At 62.0% G+C, this 20,105-nt stretch carries 18 protein-coding genes; 9 read left to right on the top strand and 9 right to left on the bottom strand.

From position 1 onward, the window contains the following. Nucleotides 1–48: 48 nt before the first annotated feature. Entirely contained in the window at nucleotides 49–1,950 is a 1,902-nt protein-coding gene (gene quiC, locus OZ428_RS29215) for a 3-dehydroshikimate dehydratase QuiC (RefSeq protein WP_269132090.1), read from the bottom strand. Nucleotides 1,951–2,160: 210 nt separating this feature from the next. Here quiC and OZ428_RS29220 point away from each other — a divergent pair, with 210 nt between their 5' ends. Then, nucleotides 2,161–3,495, top strand: coding sequence for an MFS transporter (locus tag OZ428_RS29220; protein ID WP_016976741.1), 1,335 nt, complete (start codon nucleotides 2,161–2,163; stop codon nucleotides 3,493–3,495). 2 nt (nucleotides 3,496–3,497) lie between these two features. Here the strand turns inward: OZ428_RS29220 and OZ428_RS29225 are convergent, their stop codons facing one another. Beyond that, complete coding sequence (locus OZ428_RS29225; protein ID WP_033897907.1) at nucleotides 3,498–4,376, bottom strand: DMT family transporter; 879 nt, start codon at nucleotides 4,374–4,376, stop codon at nucleotides 3,498–3,500. A gap of 178 nt (nucleotides 4,377–4,554) precedes the next feature. Between OZ428_RS29225 and OZ428_RS29230 the strand changes: the two genes are divergently transcribed. From OZ428_RS29230 to OZ428_RS29240, 3 genes are all read left to right on the top strand, one after another. Then, entirely contained in the window at nucleotides 4,555–4,971 is a 417-nt protein-coding gene (locus OZ428_RS29230; RefSeq protein WP_269132091.1) for a lipoprotein, read from the top strand. A 155-nt stretch (nucleotides 4,972–5,126) separates the two neighbouring features. After that, complete coding sequence (ypfJ, locus tag OZ428_RS29235; protein ID WP_038847567.1) at nucleotides 5,127–6,014, top strand: KPN_02809 family neutral zinc metallopeptidase; 888 nt, start codon at nucleotides 5,127–5,129, stop codon at nucleotides 6,012–6,014. Beyond that, nucleotides 6,015–6,992, top strand: coding sequence for an alpha/beta hydrolase (locus OZ428_RS29240; protein WP_269132092.1), 978 nt, complete (start codon nucleotides 6,015–6,017; stop codon nucleotides 6,990–6,992). A gap of 79 nt (nucleotides 6,993–7,071) precedes the next feature. On the opposite strand, the gene OZ428_RS29245 is transcribed toward OZ428_RS29240, so the two are convergent. From OZ428_RS29245 to OZ428_RS29255, 3 genes are read right to left on the bottom strand one after another with little or no spacing between them, the layout of a single operon-like run. Next, complete coding sequence (locus OZ428_RS29245) at nucleotides 7,072–7,659, bottom strand: HAD family hydrolase (protein ID WP_269132093.1); 588 nt, start codon at nucleotides 7,657–7,659, stop codon at nucleotides 7,072–7,074. After that, nucleotides 7,656–8,525 carry an acyl-CoA thioesterase II gene (gene tesB, locus OZ428_RS29250; RefSeq protein ID WP_016976734.1) on the bottom strand — a complete coding sequence of 290 codons (870 nt, stop codon included), beginning with the start codon at nucleotides 8,523–8,525 and terminating at the stop codon, nucleotides 7,656–7,658. The genes OZ428_RS29245 and tesB overlap by 4 nt, the downstream gene beginning before the upstream one ends. A gap of 38 nt (nucleotides 8,526–8,563) precedes the next feature. Beyond that, nucleotides 8,564–9,133 (bottom strand): GNAT family N-acetyltransferase, encoded by a 570-nt coding sequence (locus tag OZ428_RS29255; RefSeq protein WP_033897913.1) that lies wholly within the window; start codon nucleotides 9,131–9,133, stop codon nucleotides 8,564–8,566. Between the two features lie 75 nt (nucleotides 9,134–9,208). Between OZ428_RS29255 and OZ428_RS29260 the strand changes: the two genes are divergently transcribed. The 3 genes from OZ428_RS29260 to OZ428_RS29270 all read left to right on the top strand — a co-directional run bounded on the left by OZ428_RS29260 (nucleotide 9,209) and on the right by OZ428_RS29270 (nucleotide 14,985). Then, entirely contained in the window at nucleotides 9,209–10,129 is a 921-nt protein-coding gene (locus tag OZ428_RS29260) for a histone deacetylase family protein (RefSeq protein ID WP_269132094.1), read from the top strand. A 229-nt stretch (nucleotides 10,130–10,358) separates the two neighbouring features. Beyond that, complete coding sequence (locus tag OZ428_RS29265) at nucleotides 10,359–13,682, top strand: type III effector HrpK domain-containing protein (protein WP_269132095.1); 3,324 nt, start codon at nucleotides 10,359–10,361, stop codon at nucleotides 13,680–13,682. 73 nt (nucleotides 13,683–13,755) lie between these two features. Then, entirely contained in the window at nucleotides 13,756–14,985 is a 1,230-nt protein-coding gene (locus OZ428_RS29270; protein WP_269132096.1) for a TIGR03862 family flavoprotein, read from the top strand. Between the two features lie 166 nt (nucleotides 14,986–15,151). Here OZ428_RS29270 and OZ428_RS29275 read toward each other — a convergent pair whose 3' ends face one another. Together OZ428_RS29275 and yedA are read right to left on the bottom strand one after the other, a co-directional pair. Next, nucleotides 15,152–16,486, bottom strand: coding sequence for a DEAD/DEAH box helicase (locus tag OZ428_RS29275; RefSeq protein ID WP_033896509.1), 1,335 nt, complete (start codon nucleotides 16,484–16,486; stop codon nucleotides 15,152–15,154). A 48-nt stretch (nucleotides 16,487–16,534) separates the two neighbouring features. Beyond that, nucleotides 16,535–17,431 carry a drug/metabolite exporter YedA gene (yedA, locus tag OZ428_RS29280; protein ID WP_033896507.1) on the bottom strand — a complete coding sequence of 299 codons (897 nt, stop codon included), beginning with the start codon at nucleotides 17,429–17,431 and terminating at the stop codon, nucleotides 16,535–16,537. Nucleotides 17,432–17,591: 160 nt separating this feature from the next. Here yedA and OZ428_RS29285 point away from each other — a divergent pair, with 160 nt between their 5' ends. After that, complete coding sequence (locus OZ428_RS29285) at nucleotides 17,592–18,047, top strand: Lrp/AsnC family transcriptional regulator (protein WP_033896506.1); 456 nt, start codon at nucleotides 17,592–17,594, stop codon at nucleotides 18,045–18,047. After that, nucleotides 18,037–18,732, top strand: coding sequence for a cyclase family protein (locus tag OZ428_RS29290; protein ID WP_269132097.1), 696 nt, complete (start codon nucleotides 18,037–18,039; stop codon nucleotides 18,730–18,732). Before OZ428_RS29285 ends, OZ428_RS29290 begins: the two co-directional genes overlap by 11 nt. 205 nt (nucleotides 18,733–18,937) lie before the next feature. On the opposite strand, the gene OZ428_RS29295 is transcribed toward OZ428_RS29290, so the two are convergent. Together OZ428_RS29295 and OZ428_RS29300 are read right to left on the bottom strand one after the other, a co-directional pair. Further along, nucleotides 18,938–19,549 (bottom strand): 3'-5' exonuclease, encoded by a 612-nt coding sequence (locus OZ428_RS29295; RefSeq protein WP_269132098.1) that lies wholly within the window; start codon nucleotides 19,547–19,549, stop codon nucleotides 18,938–18,940. A 25-nt stretch (nucleotides 19,550–19,574) separates the two neighbouring features. After that, nucleotides 19,575–20,051, bottom strand: coding sequence for a LabA-like NYN domain-containing protein (locus OZ428_RS29300; protein WP_033896500.1), 477 nt, complete (start codon nucleotides 20,049–20,051; stop codon nucleotides 19,575–19,577). Nucleotides 20,052–20,105: the final 54 nt, after the last annotated feature.

Genomic DNA, 20,105 nt, shown 5'->3' on the forward strand with positions numbered 1-20,105 from the left:
GTGATTATGGGCCGCGATGCGGCCTGAAAGAAAGCACCTGACCCACCGTTATAAACGCGCCTGACGCACCGCACCGCTGCGCGATTTGGCCATCGCCGCCAGGCGTACCGCCACATTGGCCGCGCCGTAGCCGGCATAGCCATTTTTGCGCTGGATGATCTCGAAGAAAAACCGCCCTTCGAACGGTTCGGTGTACACGTGAAACAACTCACCGCCCTGAGCGTCGCGGTCGTACAGCACGTTGTAGTACGCCAACTCACTGAGGAACTCATCATCGAAATCGAAACGCGCCGCCAGGTCGTCGTAGTAGTTGAGCGGGATATCCAGCAGCGGCACGCCGGCCTCTTTGGCACGGCGCACCTCGGCGAAAATGTCCGCGCAGTCGAAGGCAATGTGATGCACGCCCGAGCCGCGATAGCTCGACAGCGCGTGGGAAATCGCCGTATTGCGGTTCTCGGAGATGTTCAGCGGCAGGCGGATCGAACTGCAACGGCTGCGCAGGGCACGGCTTTTCACCAGACCGTAAGGGTCCGGCAGCACCACTTCGTCGTCGGCTTCGAAATCCAGCAGGCTCTTGTAGAACAGCACCCAACTGTCGAGGCTGTCGGCCGGTAACGCCATGGCCATATGGTCGATGCGCAGCAAGCCGCCGCTGGACGACGCGGCAGGTTGCAGGTTGAAGTCGGTGTCGTAGAGGCCGCCTTCACTCTGGTCCACCAGGTAAATCAGGCTGCCATCCGGCGCACGTACCGCCGCCAGTTCCAGCTCGTTGGGCCCGACCAGGCCGCGATAGGGCTGGCCTTTGTAGGCCACCGCGCGTTCCAGGGCCTTGGCGCTGTCCTTGACCCGGATCGCCGTGGCGCACAACGACGGTCCATGAGCTTCGAAGAAGTTGTGGGCAAAGGAATAGGGTTCGCAGTTGAGGATCAGGTTGATATCACCCTGGCGCAACAGGCTCACGCTCTTGGAACGGTGCTGCCCGGCCTTGACGAAGCCCAGGCGTTCCAGCCAGACGGTCAGCTTGGCGCCGAGGCTTTCATCCACGGCGAATTCGAGGAACTCGATGCCGTCGTACTCGCTGGCGGCCGGAGTATCGAACAAAACCTCGACAGGCTGCGCTGGCGCTTCCTGCTTCAGGCGCTCACGGGTTTTCTCTTCCAGGTACAGCAAGGAGCGCAGGCCATCCGCCGCATTCGCGCGAGTCGGCGCGGCGCGGAAGCCATCGTTGAAAATCTCCAGGGACAGCGGTCCGGTGTAACCGCTCTTGATGATCGGCGCAAGGAACCCCGCCAGGTCGAATTCACCTTGGCCGGGGAAGCAGCGGAAATGCCGGCTCCACTCCAGCACATCCATGGCCAGGATCGGCGCGTCGGCCATTTGCACGAAGAAGATTTTGTCGCCGGGGATCTCGGCAATCCCGTTCGGGTCGCCTTTGAGGGACAGGGTGTGAAAGCTGTCGAGCAATACGCCGAGGCTGGGGTGATCAACCTGACGCACCAGGTTCCACACCTGCTGCCAGGTGTTCACATGCTTGCCCCAGGCCAGCGCTTCATAGCCGATACGCAGGCCACGACGACCGGCGTGTTCGGCGAGCAGGCTCAGGTCATCCAGCAAAATGCGTTCATCACCCACGCTGTCGGCCGAAGCATTGCTGCACACCAGCACCAGGTCGGTGCCCAACTCCTGCATCAAATCGAATTTGCGCTCGGCACGTTCCAGGTTGCGCGCCAGGCGGTCGCGGCGGCAGCCTTCAAAGTCGCGAAACGGCTGGAACAAGGTGATGGCAATGCCGAGGTCGGCGCACATCTGCCTAACTTCGCGGGGGCTGCCGTCGTAATACAACAAGTCGTTCTCAAAGATCTCGACCCCATCAAACCCGGCGGCAGCAATGGCTTCGAGCTTTTCCGGCAGGGTGCCGCTCAAGGAAACAGTGGCAATGGAACGTTGCATGGGCGACTCCCGGCAATTGTTGTTTGTGGCAAATTATTCGCCCCTAGCCTAACCGCAGCAATTAAAATGTACGAACCAGTTAGTTTTTGGTGCGATTATCGAACACTATGCCCCTTTGGCGAATTGACGATTTTTTAGCCACTGCGCACCATCGATGACGTAACAGACCCAGAACACACCATAAAAATTTCAAAAAACGGGTACGACCTCATGCCTCTGCAAAACTCCGCCCTGGCCGCGCGCCACGGCACCCCGCACGCCGGCATCGGCGACAAGATCCGCGGCGCCCTCGCCGTGGGCAAAACGCGCTGGGGCATGTTGGCCCTGGTGTTTTTCGCCACCACCCTCAACTACATCGACCGCGCCGCGCTGGGCGTCATGCAACCGATCCTCGCCAAAGAGATGAGCTGGACGGCGATGGACTACGCCAACATCAACTTCTGGTTCCAGGTCGGCTACGCCATCGGTTTTGTGCTGCAGGGTCGCTTGATCGACCGGGTGGGCGTGAAACGCGTGTTCTTCTGCGCCGTGCTGCTGTGGAGCCTGGCCACCGGCGCTCACGGCCTGGCGACCTCCGCGGTCGGCTTTATGGTGTGCCGCTTTATCCTTGGGCTGACTGAAGCCGCCAACTACCCGGCGTGCGTGAAAACCACACGGTTGTGGTTCCCAGCCGGCGAGCGTGCGGTGGCCACCGGTATCTTCAACGCCGGCACCAACGTCGGCGCGATGATGACGCCGATGCTGCTGCCATTGATCCTGCACGTGTGGGGCTGGCAGGCGGCGTTCCTGTGCATGGCCTCGCTTGGCGCGATCTGGCTGGTTTTCTGGGGCTTGAAGTACTACAACCCCGAAGATCATCCGACGGTTAAGCAATCCGAATTGGACTACGTGCAGCAGCAAGTCGAACCGGAACAACCCGGCGTACCGTTCAGCCGCATCCTACGCATGCGCGGCACCTGGGCCTTCGCCATCGCCTATGCGCTCACCGCGCCGGTGTTCTGGTTCTACCTGTATTGGCTGCCGCCGTTCCTGAACCAGCAATACAACCTGGGCATCAACGTGACTCAGATGGGCATTCCGCTGATCATCATCTACCTGACGGCGGATTTTGGCAGCGTGGGTGGGGGGATTCTGTCGTCGTTCCTGATCGGTCGTGGCATGAACTCGATCAAGGCGCGGTTGCTGTCGATGCTGCTGTTTGCCTGCTGCATCGTCGGCGTGATCATGGCGGCCGGCTCCAGCCAGCTGTGGGTCGCGGTGTTTGCCATCTCCTTGGCCATCGGCGCGCACCAGGCCTGGACCGCGAACATCTGGAGCCTGGTGATGGACTACACGCCCAAGCACATGATGAGCACGGTGTTCGGTTTCGGCGGCATGTGCGCGGCCATCGGCGGCATGTTCATGACCCAGATCGTCGGCCACATCCTGACCGTGACCAACAACAACTACACCGTGTTGTTCACCCTGATCCCGGCGATGTACTTCATTGCGCTGACGTGGATGTACTTCATGGCGCCGCGCAAGATTCCTACCGTAGACGTCTAACTCTACCTACGCCGCTGCTGCCAGGCAGCGGCCAGCCCGCTCATGCAGATCACCCCGATGCCGACCACCGTGGTCACGTCGGGGGTATGGCTGAACACCAGCCAGCCCAACAACCCCGCAAACACGATCTGGCAATAGCCGAACGGCGCCAGCAAGGCCGGCGCCGCAAAGCGGAACGCCTGGGTCAGCATCAAGTGCGCGGTCATCCCGCAAGTGCCCAGGGCCAGCATCAATGCGCCATGCCACAGCGTCGGGACCTGCCAGAAGAACGGCACCATCGCACTCATCACCAAGGTATTGCACAGGCCGGCAAAGAAGTTGCTGGTGGTGGGCGTGTCGTATTGGCTGAGGATGCGCGTGAGCAGTTGGTAGAAGCAGAAGAACAACGCCGAACACAGCGGCAGCAACACCGCCGGGGTGAACAATTCGCCGCCGGGGTGGATGATGATCAGCACACCGACAAACCCGCAGATCACCGCCAGCCATTGGCCACGCGTCACGTGTTCACCCAGCAGCGGCACCGAGAGCGCCGTCACCAGGATCGGCGCCAGGAAGTTCACCGCCGTGGCTTCCGCCAGCGGGATGTAATGCAGCGCCGCGGTAAAAAACAGGCTGGTGCCCAACAGGCACAACGCCCGCACCACCTGCATCCCCGGTCGCTTGCTGCGCAATACCCGCAGGCCCGATTGCGGCAGGAAAATCCCGGCCATCAACAAGGTGTGCACCAGGTAACGCGCCCACACCACCATCACGATCGGGTAGAACCCCGCGAGGTATTTGGACAAGGCGTCGTGACTGGAAAACAGAAACGTCGCCAAAACAATCAGCAAAATGCCCTTGAAGGGATGGTTGACGCCGGATAAAGGGGTACTGACGGTCATCGGATTCTCGTGTGTGGCGCGCGGTCGAGCTCAACCCGGTAATCTAGCAGCCGGGTCGGAGCCTGCTCCAAGAGCATAACCAAACACCGTGCGAACAGCGCACTAAATCACGGGTTTCGAGTCCAACCCTGCACGTTGACCGCCCAGTTGCACACTTTTTAACCAAGGCCTTGCTGCTATGAAAAAAATCCTCTTTGCTCTTTCTGCCCTTGCCCTGCTCACCGCCTGCAACCAGGAAAACAAGGAAGCGCCTAAACCCGCGCCGGCTTCCGTACAAGCCACCCTAGTGCCAGAAACCCCGCCCACCGACAAATGGGTCGGCAAATGGATCGGCGTCGAAGGCCTCTACCTCTCCATCGCCAAGGACGACAGCATCGGCCGTGGTCACTACCTGCTGACCATGAAATACAGCCTGGATGATGACGCCGTCGGCACCTTCAAAGGCGAGGCGAACGAAGACGGCATCGCCTTTACCCGCCCCGACGGCCCGCAGCAGCTGAGTGCCGGCAACGGTGAAGCCACCGGTTTGAAATGGCTGGCAGATAAAAAGGATTGCCTGGTGGTGGATACCGGCGAAGGTTACTGCCGCGACTGACTCGGTTTTGCTGACACAAGTTTCATCTGGCGCCCCTGCCGGCAAGGGGCGAGAGCGGCGATACTACGCAGCTCTCGTACCTGTCGGACAGCCGGGCTGGCGCCATTCCTACGCACCAACAACACTGTTCCACAGTTCATCGAGAGGATTGCCCCATGCTATGGAAAAAAGGCCGACGCAGCGACAACGTGGTGGATGCCCGCGATGACAGTGGCGGCGGCGGTGGTGGCATGCGCTTTGGTGGCGGCAAAGGCCTGAGCCTGACGGCCATTGTGCTGATCGTCGGCATCGGTTGGCTGACCGGCCAGGACCCGTTGCAGATCCTCGGCCAGTTGACCGGCCAGATGGAACAGGCGCCGTCGGTGAGCACGCAATCGCGCCAGGCGCCGCCGGCCAATGATGAGCAAGCGGATTTCGTGCGCGCAGTGCTGGGCGATACCGAAGACACCTGGGCCCAGGTATTCCAGGAAAACGGCTTGGCGTACAAGAACCCGAAACTGATCTTGTTCCGTGGCCGGGTGAATTCCGCCTGCGGGGGGGCCACCTCGGCCAGCGGCCCGTTTTATTGCCCGGCGGACCAGCAGGTGTACCTGGACCTGGATTTCTTCCGGGAAATGTCACAGCGCTTCCAGGCTGCTGGCGACTTTGCCCAGGCGTACGTGATCGCCCACGAGGTCGGACACCACGTGCAGACGCTGCTGGGTATCTCGTCGAAGATCCAGGCGGCGCGCCAGCAAGGTCGGCAGATGCAGGGTGACGGCGGCCTGCTGGTGCGCCAGGAACTGCAAGCCGACTGCTTTGCCGGGGTGTGGGCCAACCGTGCGCAAAAGCGTCTGAACTGGCTGGAGCCGGGCGATATTGAAGAAGCACTGAATGCGGCCAACGCCATTGGCGATGACCGGTTGCAGCAACAGGGTCAAGGGCGCGTCGTGCCGGACTCGTTTACCCACGGCACCTCGGCACAGCGGGTTCGCTGGTTCAAGACCGGCTTTGCCCAGGGCCAGATCACTCAATGCGATACTTTTACCGCCAAGAGCCTTTAGATGAATAAACGATTGGGATTGCTGCTGGGTTTGTTGGTCACCGGTTCCGCCTTGGCCGCCGGGCATAACGTCAACGAGGCCAACCTCGATCGCTTCCCCCTGAAGGCCGGGGATCTGAGCCTGGGGTTGAGCCAGGATTGGCGCCAGCCACTGCCCAACGTCACCCGTGCGTTGATCATCGTGCATGGGCGCCTGCGCGATGCGCAGACCTATCTGGAAAGCGGCGAGAAAGCAGCCGAGAATGCTGGGCAAGCGGCCAACACCTTGGTGATCGCGCCAAGGTTTCTCATTGAGTCGGATGCGCGGCACGAGCATCTGGACAATCAGCTACTGCGCTGGACCGACAACGGCTGGATGGCCGGTGAGCCGTCCACCGGCCCAGGCCAAATCAGCTCCTACGGCGCCCTCGACCAGATCATCAAGCACCTGGGCAACCGCAAACTGTTCCCTGCGTTGAAAGAAATCGTGGTGGCCGGGCATTCCGGGGGTGGCCAGGTGGTACAGCGGTTTGCCCTCACCAGCCACGACCATCCGAAACTGCAAACCGAAGGCATCCGCCTGCGTTACGTGGTGGCCAACCCGTCGTCCTACGCCTACTTCACGCCGCAGCGTCCGGTGAAGTTCGACGCGGCCAGTTGCCCAGGCTTCAACGACTGGAAATACGGCCTGCAAAACCTGCCGGCCTACGCCCAAGGCCAGAGCGCCGAACAGCTTGAACAGGCGTATGTGTCACGCAACATTACCTACCTGCTGGGCCAACAGGACATCGACCCAAACCATCACGCGCTGGACAAAGGCTGTGAGGCCGAAACCCAGGGCGCGTATCGCCTGATTCGTGGGCACAACTATTTTGACTACCTCAAGCAGCGGCATCCGCAGTTGAGTCATAAGCTGGTGGAAGTGCCGGGGGTGGGGCATAACGGGGATGGGATGTTTACGTCGCCGGAAGGCCAGAAGGTACTGTTTCCAAATAACTGACGGAACCGGATAAAACTGTGGGAGCGGCGGTGCGACGATTCGACTTGCTCGCTCCCACATTGGATCTTCAGAGACCGATCTAAATCATCCGGCGCAACACCGCGCAATCGGTAGCATGCCAATCCACCAACTCCGGCCACGGATTCTCCGGCAAATTCACCAACACCGTCCGCGTCCCCGCTGCCCGGCCACAGTCCAGGTCGAAGCGGTAATCACCGACCATCACCATCTCGCTCGGCGCCACGTCCCAAGCGGCCGCCAGTTTCAGCAAGCCATCCGGATCAGGCTTGGGGTGCGCATCATCACGCCCCAGCACGTCCTCGATGGCAAAGCAGTCCGCCAGGCCGATCGCCTCCAGGGTGACGTGCGCCAGCTCCCGCGCATTGCGGGTCAGGATGCCCAGGCGGTAACCACGCCCGGCCAATTCGCGCACCAGCTCCACCGCACCTTTAGCCGCGACCGAACCCAGCGCCAACTCGCGCTCATGCGCCAGCAACCAGGCATGCTTGGCCGCCGCGACATCCGCTGGCAACGCCGCCAGGTGAGTGAGGATGTCGTCCTCGGGCGGAATCTCCAGGGCCACGCGAATAGCCGCGAAGTCATGCACGGCCACCGTGAGGGTGCCGTCCATGTCGAACACCCAGTGTTTTACCTCCGACAGGCTCATGCCCAATCCTTGCGATGGCGGATCAGGCCTTCCTGGGTCACCGAGGCCACCAGTTGCCCGGCGCGGTTGTACACACTGCCACGGGAGAAACCCCGGGAATTGCCGGCCCATGGGCTGTCCATGGCGTAGAGCAACCAGTCATCGGCACGCAGGTCGGCGTGGAACCACAGCGCGTGATCGAGGCTGGCGACTTGCATGTCTTTCTGCCAGACCGTCTTGCCATGGGGCAGCAAGGAGGTGGTCAGCAGGCCGAAGTCCGAGGCGTAGGCCAGCAGGTATTTATGCAGCGCCGGCGAGTCGGCCAGGGCGCCGTCGGCACGGAACCACACGTACTTGACCGGGTCGGACGGCTGCGGGTTGAACGGGTCTTTTTCGGTGACCGGACGCACTTCGATCGGCTTGGGGCACAGCAGCTTGTCACGCATGTGCTCGGGGATCAGGTGCGCGCGCTGCTGGGTCAGCTCCAGCTCCGACGGCAGGTTTTCCGGGCCCACTACCACAGGCATGGTGGTCTGGTGGTCGAAGCCTTGTTCGTCGTACTGGAACGAGGTGGTGCAGGTGAAGATCGGGTGGCCCTTCTGGATCGCGGTCACACGGCGCGTGCTGAAACTGCCGCCATCGCGCACACGGTCCACCGAATACACCACCGGCAACTTCGCATCGCCGGGGCGCAGGAAGTAACCGTGCAGGGAATGCACGTGCCGCGCTTCTTCTACGGTCTGGCTGGCGGCCGACAGCGACTGGCCGAGCACCTGGCCGCCGAACAGTTGGCGAAAACCCAGGTCCTGGCTGCGGCCGCGAAAGAGGTTTTCCTCGATCGGCTCCAGGGTCAGCAGGTCCACCAGATCTTCCAATACTTGGCTCATAGAGCAACTCCTACAATCTATGGGGCATTCCGGGCTGCTTATCCGTGCAGCGTGTCCAACCATTGGGCGCGGGTGATGCGGTACAAAACATGAGGGCGCAGCGGGTCATCGGCTGCGACCTTGGGGTGTTCGAAATCTGCCTGGGGATCGTAATGCATACCGATGGCCTGCATGACTTTTTGTGAGGGCAGATTGGCCTCCGTGGTGAAGGCGACGATTTCGTCCAGTTTCAAACGATCAAACCCACAGCGCAATGCGGTCCAGGCAGCCTCGCTGGCATAGCCCAGCCCCCAGTGTTCACGGGCCAGGCGCCAGCCGATTTCCACCGCCGGGGTAAAATCAGCCTCGAAACTGACATTCAGCAACCCGGTGAGGCCGATGAATTCACCCGTGTCCTTGCGCTGCAAGGCCCACAGGCCAAAGCCATATTCAGCAAAGTGCCCACGAATGCGGCCGATCAACGCGGCGCTTTCCAGGTGGCTCAGCTTGGCCGGGAAATAGCGCATCACCTGTGGGTCGGCGCACATGCGCGCAAACTCCGCCAGGTCGCTGTCGCGCCATTGGCGCAGCACCAGGCGTGCGCTTTCCAATTCCAGTATCGGCTCCATGGGTCCCCTCCCTTGCCATGTGCGTGAGTGTACAACGCGGGTAAGATGCGTCGCAGGTTCCCGTCAGAAAATCCCATGCCTTTGCCATTGATCTACCACGATGACTACAGCCCCGAGTTCCCGGCGGACCACCGGTTCCCCATGGACAAATTCCGCCTGTTGCGCGACCACCTGGTAGACAGTGGCCTGACCGAGGACCGCCAACTGCTGCGCCCACAACTGTGCCCACCGGAGATTCTGGCCCTGGCCCATGACGCTGGGTATATCGAGCGCTACATGGGCGGCGAATTATCCCGGGAAGACCAGCGTCGCCTCGGCCTGCCCTGGAACGAAGCCCTGGCGCGGCGCACCGTGCGTGCGGTGGGCGGTTCGATTCTCGCGGCGGAGCAGGCGCTGGAGCACGGCCTGGCCTGCCACCTGGCCGGCGGCACGCACCACGCCCACTACGATTACCCGGCGGGCTTCTGCATCTTCAATGACTTGGCGGTGATCAGCCATTACCTGCTGGCCAGCGGCCGGGTCAACCGTGTGCTGATCTTTGATTGCGACGTGCACCAGGGCGACGGCACCGCGCGCATCCTCCACGACACACCGGACGCCATCACCGTATCGCTGCACTGCGAAAAGAACTTCCCCGCGCGCAAGGCCCAGAGCGACTGGGACATTCCGCTGCCCATGGGCATGGGCGATGCCGACTACCTCAAGGTGGTGGACGATGCGCTCAACTACTTGCTGCCGCTCTACCAACCCGATCTGGTGCTGTACGACGCTGGCGTCGATGTGCACAAGGACGACGCCCTCGGTTACCTCAAGCTGACAGACCAGGGCGTCGCCGCCCGCGATGAAAGCGTGATGCGCCACTGCCTGGGCCGCGACATCCCGGTGATGGGTGTGATCGGTGGCGGCTACAGCAAGGACCGCCCAGCCCTCGCCCGCCGCCACGGCATCCTGCACCACAGTGCGCAACGGGTGTGGACGTCATCAGGTTGTCATTGAAGTGTGAGCGTTACCCACAATCCCTGTGGAACCACCTGTGGATAACTTGAGCGTAAGGGCCTGAAAGCCATTAGCCGTATGGCCTGTAAGAAACTGTACGTTTTTTGACCAGATACTTTTCCACAGCCGTGAAACGTTGTGGAACTTGGCGCCAGCGGCCGTTTTGCAACAAAACTGCCGCACGCCGTCGTCAACCTGAAGGCCTCTCCCGCTTTCAGAGTACCCAGCGATGGCAACTTACAAGATCGGCAGTAGCGCGACGCCCGGCAATGACGACGCCCTGAAGAAAGTCGCCGCCACCTTCGACGTGGCGATGTCCCGCGCCCTCTCCGGCTTCAAGGAAGCCGCCCACCCCGGCAACTTCAAGGTGCTGGCGGTAACCGATAACACCAAGGACAAAAAGATCGCCGACGTCAAAGCCACCGGCGACCAGGAAGCGATCAAGCGGCTCAACGACCCGAACCTGGCCGACATCAGCAACACTGGTGTGCCGCTGGCCAACATCGCCAGCATCACCAAGATTTCCGACAACGTCCTGGAGCTGAAAACCCGCGACGGCAAGGACATCATCATTATCAAGCAGATGACCCCGTACCTGTTCGACGGCATGGCTGGCAAAGTCGACGCCGTGGACGCGCTGAACAAGAGCAAGGCCGACGGCTACCGCATCGCCCAGGCCGGCGACACCGCGCCGGGCCTGGACACCTACAAGGGCATCGGCCCGGCCGATGAAGTCGGGCCGGGCATGATCCGTTACGAAACCCTGTCGGGTGACAAGGTCGTCGTCAGTAAGGAAACCAACAGCGACCTGTACGAAAAGGTTAAGTCTGACGGCGAAACCTGGGGCCTGATCAACGACAGCAAAAATGACGGGTATCGCCTGGCCGGTGTCAATGAGGCCGGCAGCGTGAGCCTGGTGGGCACGCCGGAAGAACTCGGCCACGGGCTGATCCGCTACGAGACCGCTTCCGGCGACAAGATCATCGTGTCCCAGGCCATCAGCCCCGACCTGTACGCCTCGGTGGTCAAGGAGTCCAACGGCATCTTTGGCGTCGACGGCGCCGTGGACACCAACTGGATCGACAACTCCAAGTACGCTAGCGCCAAGGACTGGGACAAGATCGTCGGCAACACCAGCGGCACACCGACCCAGGAAGAACGCGACCTCGACCGCCCGCGCGCCGCCTCGAAAATGCTCAGCGACAACTGGGACAAATGGGGCCTGCACGACCGCCCAATCGACTTCTCCAACCCGCCCGCCGACCTGCCACCCGAAGCCCAGGCTTGCCTCAAGTACCTGGCCGGCAGCCCGAGCCTGATGAACGCCCTCGACAGCGGCGGCCTGGGCAAAAGTGATGGGGTGATTACCCACGCCGATGTGGATAAGTTCATCAGCCAGTCGAACAAGGATCTGTCGGCCGCTTCGAAGTCCTACAGCACCTTCCTCAGCAAGAACCCCGACGCCACCGGTTTGGCCAAGGAAAACGCCAAGTCCGCCGCCATCGTCATGGCCAATATTTCCCTGGTGAGCAGCGCCGGCCCGGAAATGCAGGGGCCCAACCAGCGCGCCAACAATGGCAGCCTGAACACCGCCAACCTCAAGGCGATCAAGGATGACTCGGGCCTGAGCCCCGAGCTGACCGGCGCCGCAGGCTATTGGTCCACCCCCGGCATGCTGCGCACCCTCGACATGGCCGGCGACCTGCCCGCCACCGCCAAGGCCGACGGCATTACCCAACAGAAAAACCTCGGCGCCTGGCTGGAAAACCAGGCGCCCAAGGACGACCACGGCGTGTTGATGATGCTCAGCAACGCCGCGGTGCGCAGCTCGGTGGCCGATGTCGACACCTCCAAGCTGACCAAGGACGTGCTCGAACACCCGGAGAACTACGACGGCAAGACCAAAGCCGCCGTGATGATGGAAATCAGCGACGCCCGCGCGCGCATGGCCGCCAGTGACAAAGTGGGCGACGGCGACCTGTATGCGGGGATTACCGCGGACACCGAATACCACCTCAACCCGACCAAATCCAAGGTCACCGACCAGCTCGACGCCGCCATCGGCCAGCTGTCCAGCGACCCGGACGTAAAGACCTTCTTGGCGCAGAACCAGGCGTCCGGCATGCGCGATATCGTCAACAGCGACCCGGCGATCAAGCATGAGCTGCAGGCCTACCAGGACGGCCAGATCAACAGCGGCAACGTGCTCAACACCGCCCTGAACACCAAAGGGGCCGATGGCAAACCGCTGTCGCTCATGGACGCCCTGAGCCTGGCCGGCACCGACGCCACCCTCACCGACCTGGCCCTGGGCGGCGATGGGCATGTGGACCTCAGTGTCATCGCCGAAAAATCGGGAAAATCCGGGGACATCGAGCAGTTCTTCAAGGACCACATCCTCAACGGCAAAGACCTGCAAGACGCCCTCGCCCAGCCGAACGCCGACCCGATGACCGCCATCGGCCAGTACGCCGCCCACGCCGAGTTGCTCAAGGAATTCCTCGGTGACAAGGTCTCGGCCCAGGACTCGTCGACGGTGCAGCAATACGTCAACCAGGCGGTGTCCGACTCGCTGGTCAACGGCGCCAACGACGACGTGCTCAAAGGCGCGTTCGGCGATGCCAATGGCAACTTCGACGAGGCCAAGACCACGGCCATCATCGAGAAAGCCATGGCCGACGATCCAGAGATGTTCAAGGACGCCACGGGGGCGCAGATCAAGCCGCAGGACGTGATCTCGTTGATCCGCTCGATGTGGGACGTGAACCGCCAGGGCGAGAAGATCAGCGACGTACTGCCCAAGGCCGTGGATGGGCTGAAGCTCAACGTCAGCGATTCGTACAAACAGGGCCTGCTGCACATCGGCAGCGCCTTGCTGGCCGGCGGCGTGCTGGCGGCGCGCTCGGCCACGGGCGGCAACAGCCCGGCAGACAACGCCGGGCGCGTGGCGGCAGGCATGCAGTTTGCCGGCCTGATCACCGAAGGCGGCACCAAATACGCCAAAGAAGCCGGCTACGGCATGACCTGGAAACCCACGCCGATCGACCCGAATAAACCCCAAGGCATCGGTGACTTCCCCACCGGCAAAATGGTGCAGAACACCGACGGCCTCAACCGCCTGGGCAACCTGGGCAAGATCGTCGGCGGCACCGGCAGCTTTATCGGCGGTGTGTTCGGCCTGATCAGCGGGGTCAACAGCGCGTTTGCCGGGGATAAACTCAACGCCGGTTTCTCCCTCACCAGCGGCGCCCTGGGCACCGGCGCGGCCGTGGCCTCGATCATCGAAGGCGGCGCGGGCCTGTTCGGCATTGCCGACGCGGCGGCCATCGCCGGCACCTTCGCCGGAGTATTGGGTTGGGCGGCAGCCGGTGTGGGCATCGTGACCAGCTTTGTGTTCCCGATCATCGAGGTGGTGAAACGGGAAAAACAACAGGACGCGTTCTTTGGCAACCTGGTGCCGACCCTGGATAAATATGGCCTCACCGGCGGCCCGATCACCGACGCCGACCGTGCGGACGAGTACCCGCCGTACGCCAACACTGGTTTTGCCTGAGTACTTTTTGCCTAACGGCACGGGGCGCGCATTGCTTACAATGGGCGTCCTTTGTTTTTGACCAGGCCTGCCGATGTCCCCTACTGCTCCTTCCCACGTTGCCATTATCGGCGGTGGCCCTGCCGGGTTGATGGCCGCCGAAGTCCTGAGCCAGGCGGGCGTGCGGGTGGACCTGTACGACGGCATGCCTTCAGTGGGCCGCAAGTTCCTGCTGGCCGGCGTGGGCGGCATGAACATCACCCACTCCGAAGCCTACCCGGCATTCCTGTCACGCTACGCCGAACGCGCGCCGCACATGGCGCCGTTGCTGCGTAGTTTTGGGGCCGAGGCGTTGTGTGAATGGATTCATGGTTTGGGCATCGAGACGCTTGTCGGCACCTCCGGCCGCGTGTTTCCCACCGACATGAAAGCCGCGCCCCTGTTGCGCGCCTGGCTCAAGCGCCTGCGCGACCAAGGCGTGGTTATCCACACCCGTCATCGCTGGCTGGGCTGGACTGCCGAGGGCGACTTACTTATCCACAGCCCCGACGGCGAAAAAACGGTCCACAGCGACGCCGTGCTGCTGGCCCTTGGCGGTGGCAGCTGGTCACGGTTGGGGTCTGACGGCGCCTGGCTCAAGTTGCTGGAGGACAAAGGCGTGCCTTACGCCCCGCTGCAACCGAGCAACTGCGGCTTCGAGGTGTCGGCCTGGAGCGAATTGATGGTCAGCAAATTCGCCGGCGCGCCGCTGAAAAACGTCGCGATGGGTTTGGGTGACGACAAGCCTCGTCTGGGTGAATGCGTAATCACCGCCAGCGGGATCGAAGGCAGCCTGATCTACGCGCTGTCGGCGCCGATCCGCGAAGCGATCAACCGCGACGGCTCGGCCACCGTGCACATCGACCTGTTGCCGAGCAAGCCGCTGGACAAGGTTCAGGCCGCCTTGGCGAAACCCCGTGGCTCACGCTCGATGAGCAAGCATCTGCACAGTCAGTTGGGGTTGGATGGCGTCAAAGCCGCATTGCTGCGCGAGTTGGCGCCGCCTGACCACTTCAATGATCCGGCGCAGTTGGCGGTGGATATCAAGGCGTTGCCGCTGACGCTGATGAAGACCCGGCCGATGGATGAAGCGATCAGCACAGCGGGCGGCGTGCCGTTTGAGGCGTTGGATGAGCGCTTGATGCTCAAGCAATTGCCGGGGGTGTTTTGTGCGGGGGAGATGCTGGATTGGGAAGCACCGACGGGCGGGTATTTGCTGACGGGGTGCTTTGCCAGTGGGCGGGCTGCCGGGCGCGGCCTGTTGGAATGGCTTAACCGGCGCTGAAGATCCTGTGGTGAGCGGGCTTGCCCCGCGCTGGGCTGCGCAGCGGCCCCAATAAGGGCGCCGCGCTCTTTCAGTTAGAACGAAGTGTCAGGTTTTGGGGCTGCTACGCAGCCCAGCGCGGGGCAAGCCCGCTCACCACAAACTGCGCTCTCAATGCAGCAGTAACTTACTTCTTCTTACGTGGCCCAGTATTGAACACCGGCACCTTGCGCACCGGTTTGATCGACGGCTCCGACGGCGCCACTTCCCCGCTGTCCACCCACTTACCAAGGTTGCGCTTACCGCCACCGCCCGAGGTTTTAGGCTTTTTCGGTTTCTTTGGCTTCTTCACCACCTGCCCGCTGGCATCGGTGTCCGGCACGCGGTGTTCCGGTTCGAAGTCCTGCTCCATGTGGCGGCTCAAGGTCTGACGCGTCAGCATCTCGATGGCTGACAGCATGTTCACTTCATCGGCACACACCAGGGAAATCGCCTCACCGGTGTTGCCCGCACGCCCGGTACGGCCGATACGGTGGATGTAGTCTTCGGCCACGATCGGCAGGTCGAAGTTAACCACCAGCGGCAAGTCTTCGATATCCAGGCCACGGGCCGCCACGTCGGTGGCGACCAGGATCTGCACGTCACTCGACTTGAAACGGTCCAGCGCACGTTGACGGGTCGCCTGGGGTTTGTCGCCATGGATACCGTCGGCATTGATGCCCAGGCCCTGCAACTTATCCACCAGCGCATCCACGCCATTGCGGGTCTTGGCGAACACCAGCACCTGCTTCCAGCGGCCTTTGCGCATCAGGTGCACAAACAGCTCCGGCTTGCGCTTCTTGTCCACCGGCACAATCCACTGCTTGACCGTGTTGGCAGCGACATTGCGCGGGCTGACTTCGATGCTCAGCGGGTCGTTGAGCATCTGCCCGGCCAGCGTGCGGATCTCATCGGAGAAGGTCGCGGAGAACAGCAAGGTCTGGCGTTTTTTCGGCAGCATGCGGTAGATGTTCGCCAGCTCTTCGGAGAAACCCAGGTCGAGCATGCGGTCGGCTTCGTCCAGCACCAGGGTTTGCAGCTGGTTGAGTTTCAGCGCGTTCTGGCGGAACAGGTCGATCAGGCGGCCCGGCGTGGCGACCAGGATGTCGACGCCTTTGCGCAGCTTCATCATCTGCGGGTTGATGCTCACGCCGCCGTACACCGCGTAAGTGGTCAGCGGCAGGTTTTGCGCGTACTCGGCGACGCTGGCGTGCACCTGCTCGGCCAACTCGCGCGTCGGGCACAGGATCAGCGCGCGTGCCGAATTGGCGGCGACTTTCGGCCCTTCCATCGTCAGCAGTTGCAACAACGGCACGGCGAAACCGGCGGTCTTGCCGGTGCCGGTCTGGGCCGCAGCCATCAGGTCGCGACCGGCCAGCACCGCCGGAATGGCTTGCGCCTGCACCGGCGTCGGGGTCTGGTAGCCAAGCGTCTCAAGGGCGCGCAGCAAGGGTTCGATCAGGCCAAGGGTGGCGAAAGTCATGTGTTTACCGTAGGAAAAATTCAGCGCAAGGTCGCAATGCGCCGCAGTTTACCTTATTTCCGCCTTCGGCTTGCGCCACTGGGGCAGGCTGATCAGCAGAACGGCGCTGATAATCACCAGCATGGCCAGGGCTTCTTCCAGACCAATGGTCTCCCCCACGAACACAATCCCCAGCAACACCGCCACCGCCGGGTTCACATAGGCATAGCTGGTCGCCGCCGCCGGGCGCACATGCTTGAGCAGGTACATATAGGCGTTGAAGGCGATGATCGAACCGAACACGGTCAGGTAGGCCAGGGCCAGCCAGCCTTCCAGCGGTGGCACGGCCTGCAGGCGTTCACCGGACAGCGCGCTGATGATCAATAGCGCGACGCCCGCCACCAGCATTTCCGCAGCACTCGCCATGGCGCCTTGGGGCAGTGGCAATTGCCGGCTCCACACCGAACCGAACGCCCAGGAGGCCGCCGCCACCAACAGCAGCACAGCGCCCATCGGGCTCGACTGCAACGTGCTGCCCATATTGAGCATGGCGATGCCGATGATCCCCAGGATCACCCCCGCCCACTCCAACCGAGTGTTGCGCGCGCCCCAGAAATAACCACACAACAAGGTGAACAACGGCACCGTCGCCACGGCCAGCGCCGCCACGCCGGACGACACGCCCATGTGTTCCGCCACGCTGACGCCGCCGTTGCCCACGGTGAGCAGCAAAAGACCGATCATCCCGGCCGCCTTCCACTGCGGCCACGTCGGTGCCGGCACCCCGCGCCAGCGCAGGAAGCCATACATCAACGCCCCCGCCGTGCAAAACCGAATCCCCGCCAGCAGCAACGGCGGCCAGTACTCCACACCGATGCGAATCACCAGATAGGTGGAACCCCAGATCACATACAGCGCAAAAAAGGCGGCGATCAACGGTAAGGGAAAGCGACGTGGGCCAGGCATTGGGCGGCTCTATGGCAGGAGATGGGAGGCTTATTCTAAAAAGGCAGGTCGTTAAACATAAGTTACAAAACCTGTTTAAAACGCCAATACACTTTTCAAAGCATGGTTGTGAAGGCTATAAACCGTGCTTTCGAAAGTCACGCGCAACCGGAGCCTTATCATGGACAAATACGACCGCATGCTCCTCAGCGCCCTGCTCGAAGACGGCCGCGCGTCCTACGCGCAACTGGCCCGCACGGTAAACCTCTCCGCCCCCGCCGTCGCAGAGCGAGTGGCCAAGCTCGAGGCCAGCGGCGTGATCACCGGTTACCAGGCCAAGGTGGACCTGTCCAAAGTCGGCTTGCCGATTCAGTGCGTGATTGAACTGCGGTTGACCAATCACGGCAGCCAGAAGGTGTATGACGCGTTGGCGGAAATTCCGGAGCTGACGGAGTGCCATCGGGTGACCGGCGATCCGTGCGTGATCATGCAGGCGGCGGTGGGGTCGATGCCAGAGCTGGAAAGCTTGATCAACCGCGTGGCGAAGTTCGGGTTCAGCAAGACCTCTATTATTTTGTCGAGCGCGATAGAGCGGCGGGTGCCGTTGGGGCAGTTGGAGGGCAAGAATGGTGGTTAAGCACAACAGGGTTGTCAGCCTCAGTCATCCCATCAGCCCGCGAATTCCACTGTGGCCGGGCGATCCCCCGGTGGAGTTTGAAGAAGTCGCCTCGCTGGCAAAGGACGGCTACTTCCTGCGTCGCTTCAGCATGGGTGAACACAGCGCCACCCATATGAATGCGCCGAACAGCTTTTATGCCGAGGGGATGGGCATTGATGGTTATAAACCGGAAGACCTGGTGCTGCCTGCGGTGGTGATTGATGTGCGGGCCCGCTGCACCCCGGACTACGAAATCAGTGTGCGGGACATTGAAGACTGGGAGCGCCAGCATGGGCTTATCGAGCCGGGCTGCATGGTGCTGATGTACACCGGCTGGCAGCATCTCTGGAACGATCCGGCGGTGTTCTTCGGGCAGGATGCGCAAGGTTTGCACTTCCCTGGAATTGGCGAGGCGGCGATTCGGTTTTTGCTTGAACAGCGTCAGATTGCGGGAGTAGGCATTGATACTCATGGGGTTGATCGGGGACAGAGCAGCACGTTCGCGACAAACCATGCGGTGTTGGTGGGGAATGGAATTGTGCTGGAGTGCCTGACCCAACTGGATCAGTTGCCAGCCAAAGGCACGACGCTGGTCATCGGTGTATTGGCGCTTGAGGGCGGATCGGGATCGCCAGCGTCAGTGATGGCGTTCCTGCCGCGATAGCCTAACTTTGTGGCGAGCGGGCTTGCCCCGCGTTGGGCTGCGTAGCGGCCCCAAAACCAAGCGCAGAGAGCTACCTGAAAAAACGCCGCGCCCTTATTGGATTGGGGGCTGCTTCGCAGCCCAACGCGGGGCAAGCCCGCTCGCCACAAAAAAGCCCATTTGCCACAGAAAGCCCGCTCGGCACAGATTCTCTGTTTACGGGGTTCTAGAACCCGCGATGCTTCTTCAGGTGCTCATTGATCTTCGCCGCCGGCACTTTCTGCAAGGTGCACAGCAGGTCGTGGGACAGTTCACGCAAGCCATGCGTACCACGCAGCTCTTGGGCCAAATGGGCCGTGAGGTTGGCCGCCATCTCCGCATCCGCCATCGCCCGGTGGGCCTTGCCGGTGTGGGGCAACTCGGCGAACGCATTCAGGGTGCCGAGTTTGTGATTCGGCGCCGATGGCATCAGGCGGCGGGCCAGTAGCAGCGAACAGGCGAACTTCTGCAAACGGGTGCGGCGAATCAGACCCAGCTCGTAATCCCAGAACTTCTGGTCGAACGCGGCGTTGTGCGCCAGCAACGGTGTGACGCCGACGAACTCATTGACCTCATTCATCACCCGCTCCGCCGGCGGCGCGCTGCGCAGCATGGCGTTGCTGATGCCGGTGAGTTGTTCGATGAACGCGGGCACATGCACGCCAGTTTTCATCAGGCTCTGGTAGCGGTCCACGATCTGGCCACGCTCAAGGATGACCACCGCGATTTCCGTGGCCCGGCAGTGGCTGCTCGGGGTGATGCCGGTGGTTTCAAAGTCGATGACCGCTATACGTTCCAAACCTGTTCCAACTCCGTCTTGGCATTTATTTGAGCAACAACGCGCCTTCGATCGGCACATAACGGCTGGCGGCGCGTATCAATGAATTGGCCGTCAGCCCTGGTACACCATAAGCCACGGCTTCGACGCCATGCTTGTGGATAACCCGGTCGAGCAGCATGTCGAAATCACCGTCGCCGGAGGCCAGCACGATTTCGTCGACGTGGTCGGCGGCGTCCATGATGTCAATGGTGATACCCACGTCCCAGTCGCCCTTGGCCGAGCCGTCGCTGCGCTGGATGTAGGGTTTGAGTTTTACCGTGAAGCCCAGGTTGCGCAGGATCTGCTGGAATTGCTGCTGCTTGCTGTCGCCACGGTCGATGGCATACGCGTACGCCTCGACGATCTGCCCGCGCGAGCTGATGTCAGCCCACAGCGCGGCGTAGTTGAAGTGGCAACCATAGGCCTGGCGGACGGTGTAATAGAGGTTTTGCACATCGGCGAACACTGCAATTTTCTTCACCGCACTTCCTCATGACAGCCAGGCGCCAGGGCCCGGAAAGGGTGCCAGTATGCC

The sequence above is a fragment of the Pseudomonas sp. GXZC genome (assembly GCF_026967615.1).
GTDB lineage: Bacteria > Pseudomonadota > Gammaproteobacteria > Pseudomonadales > Pseudomonadaceae > Aquipseudomonas > Aquipseudomonas azotoformans_A.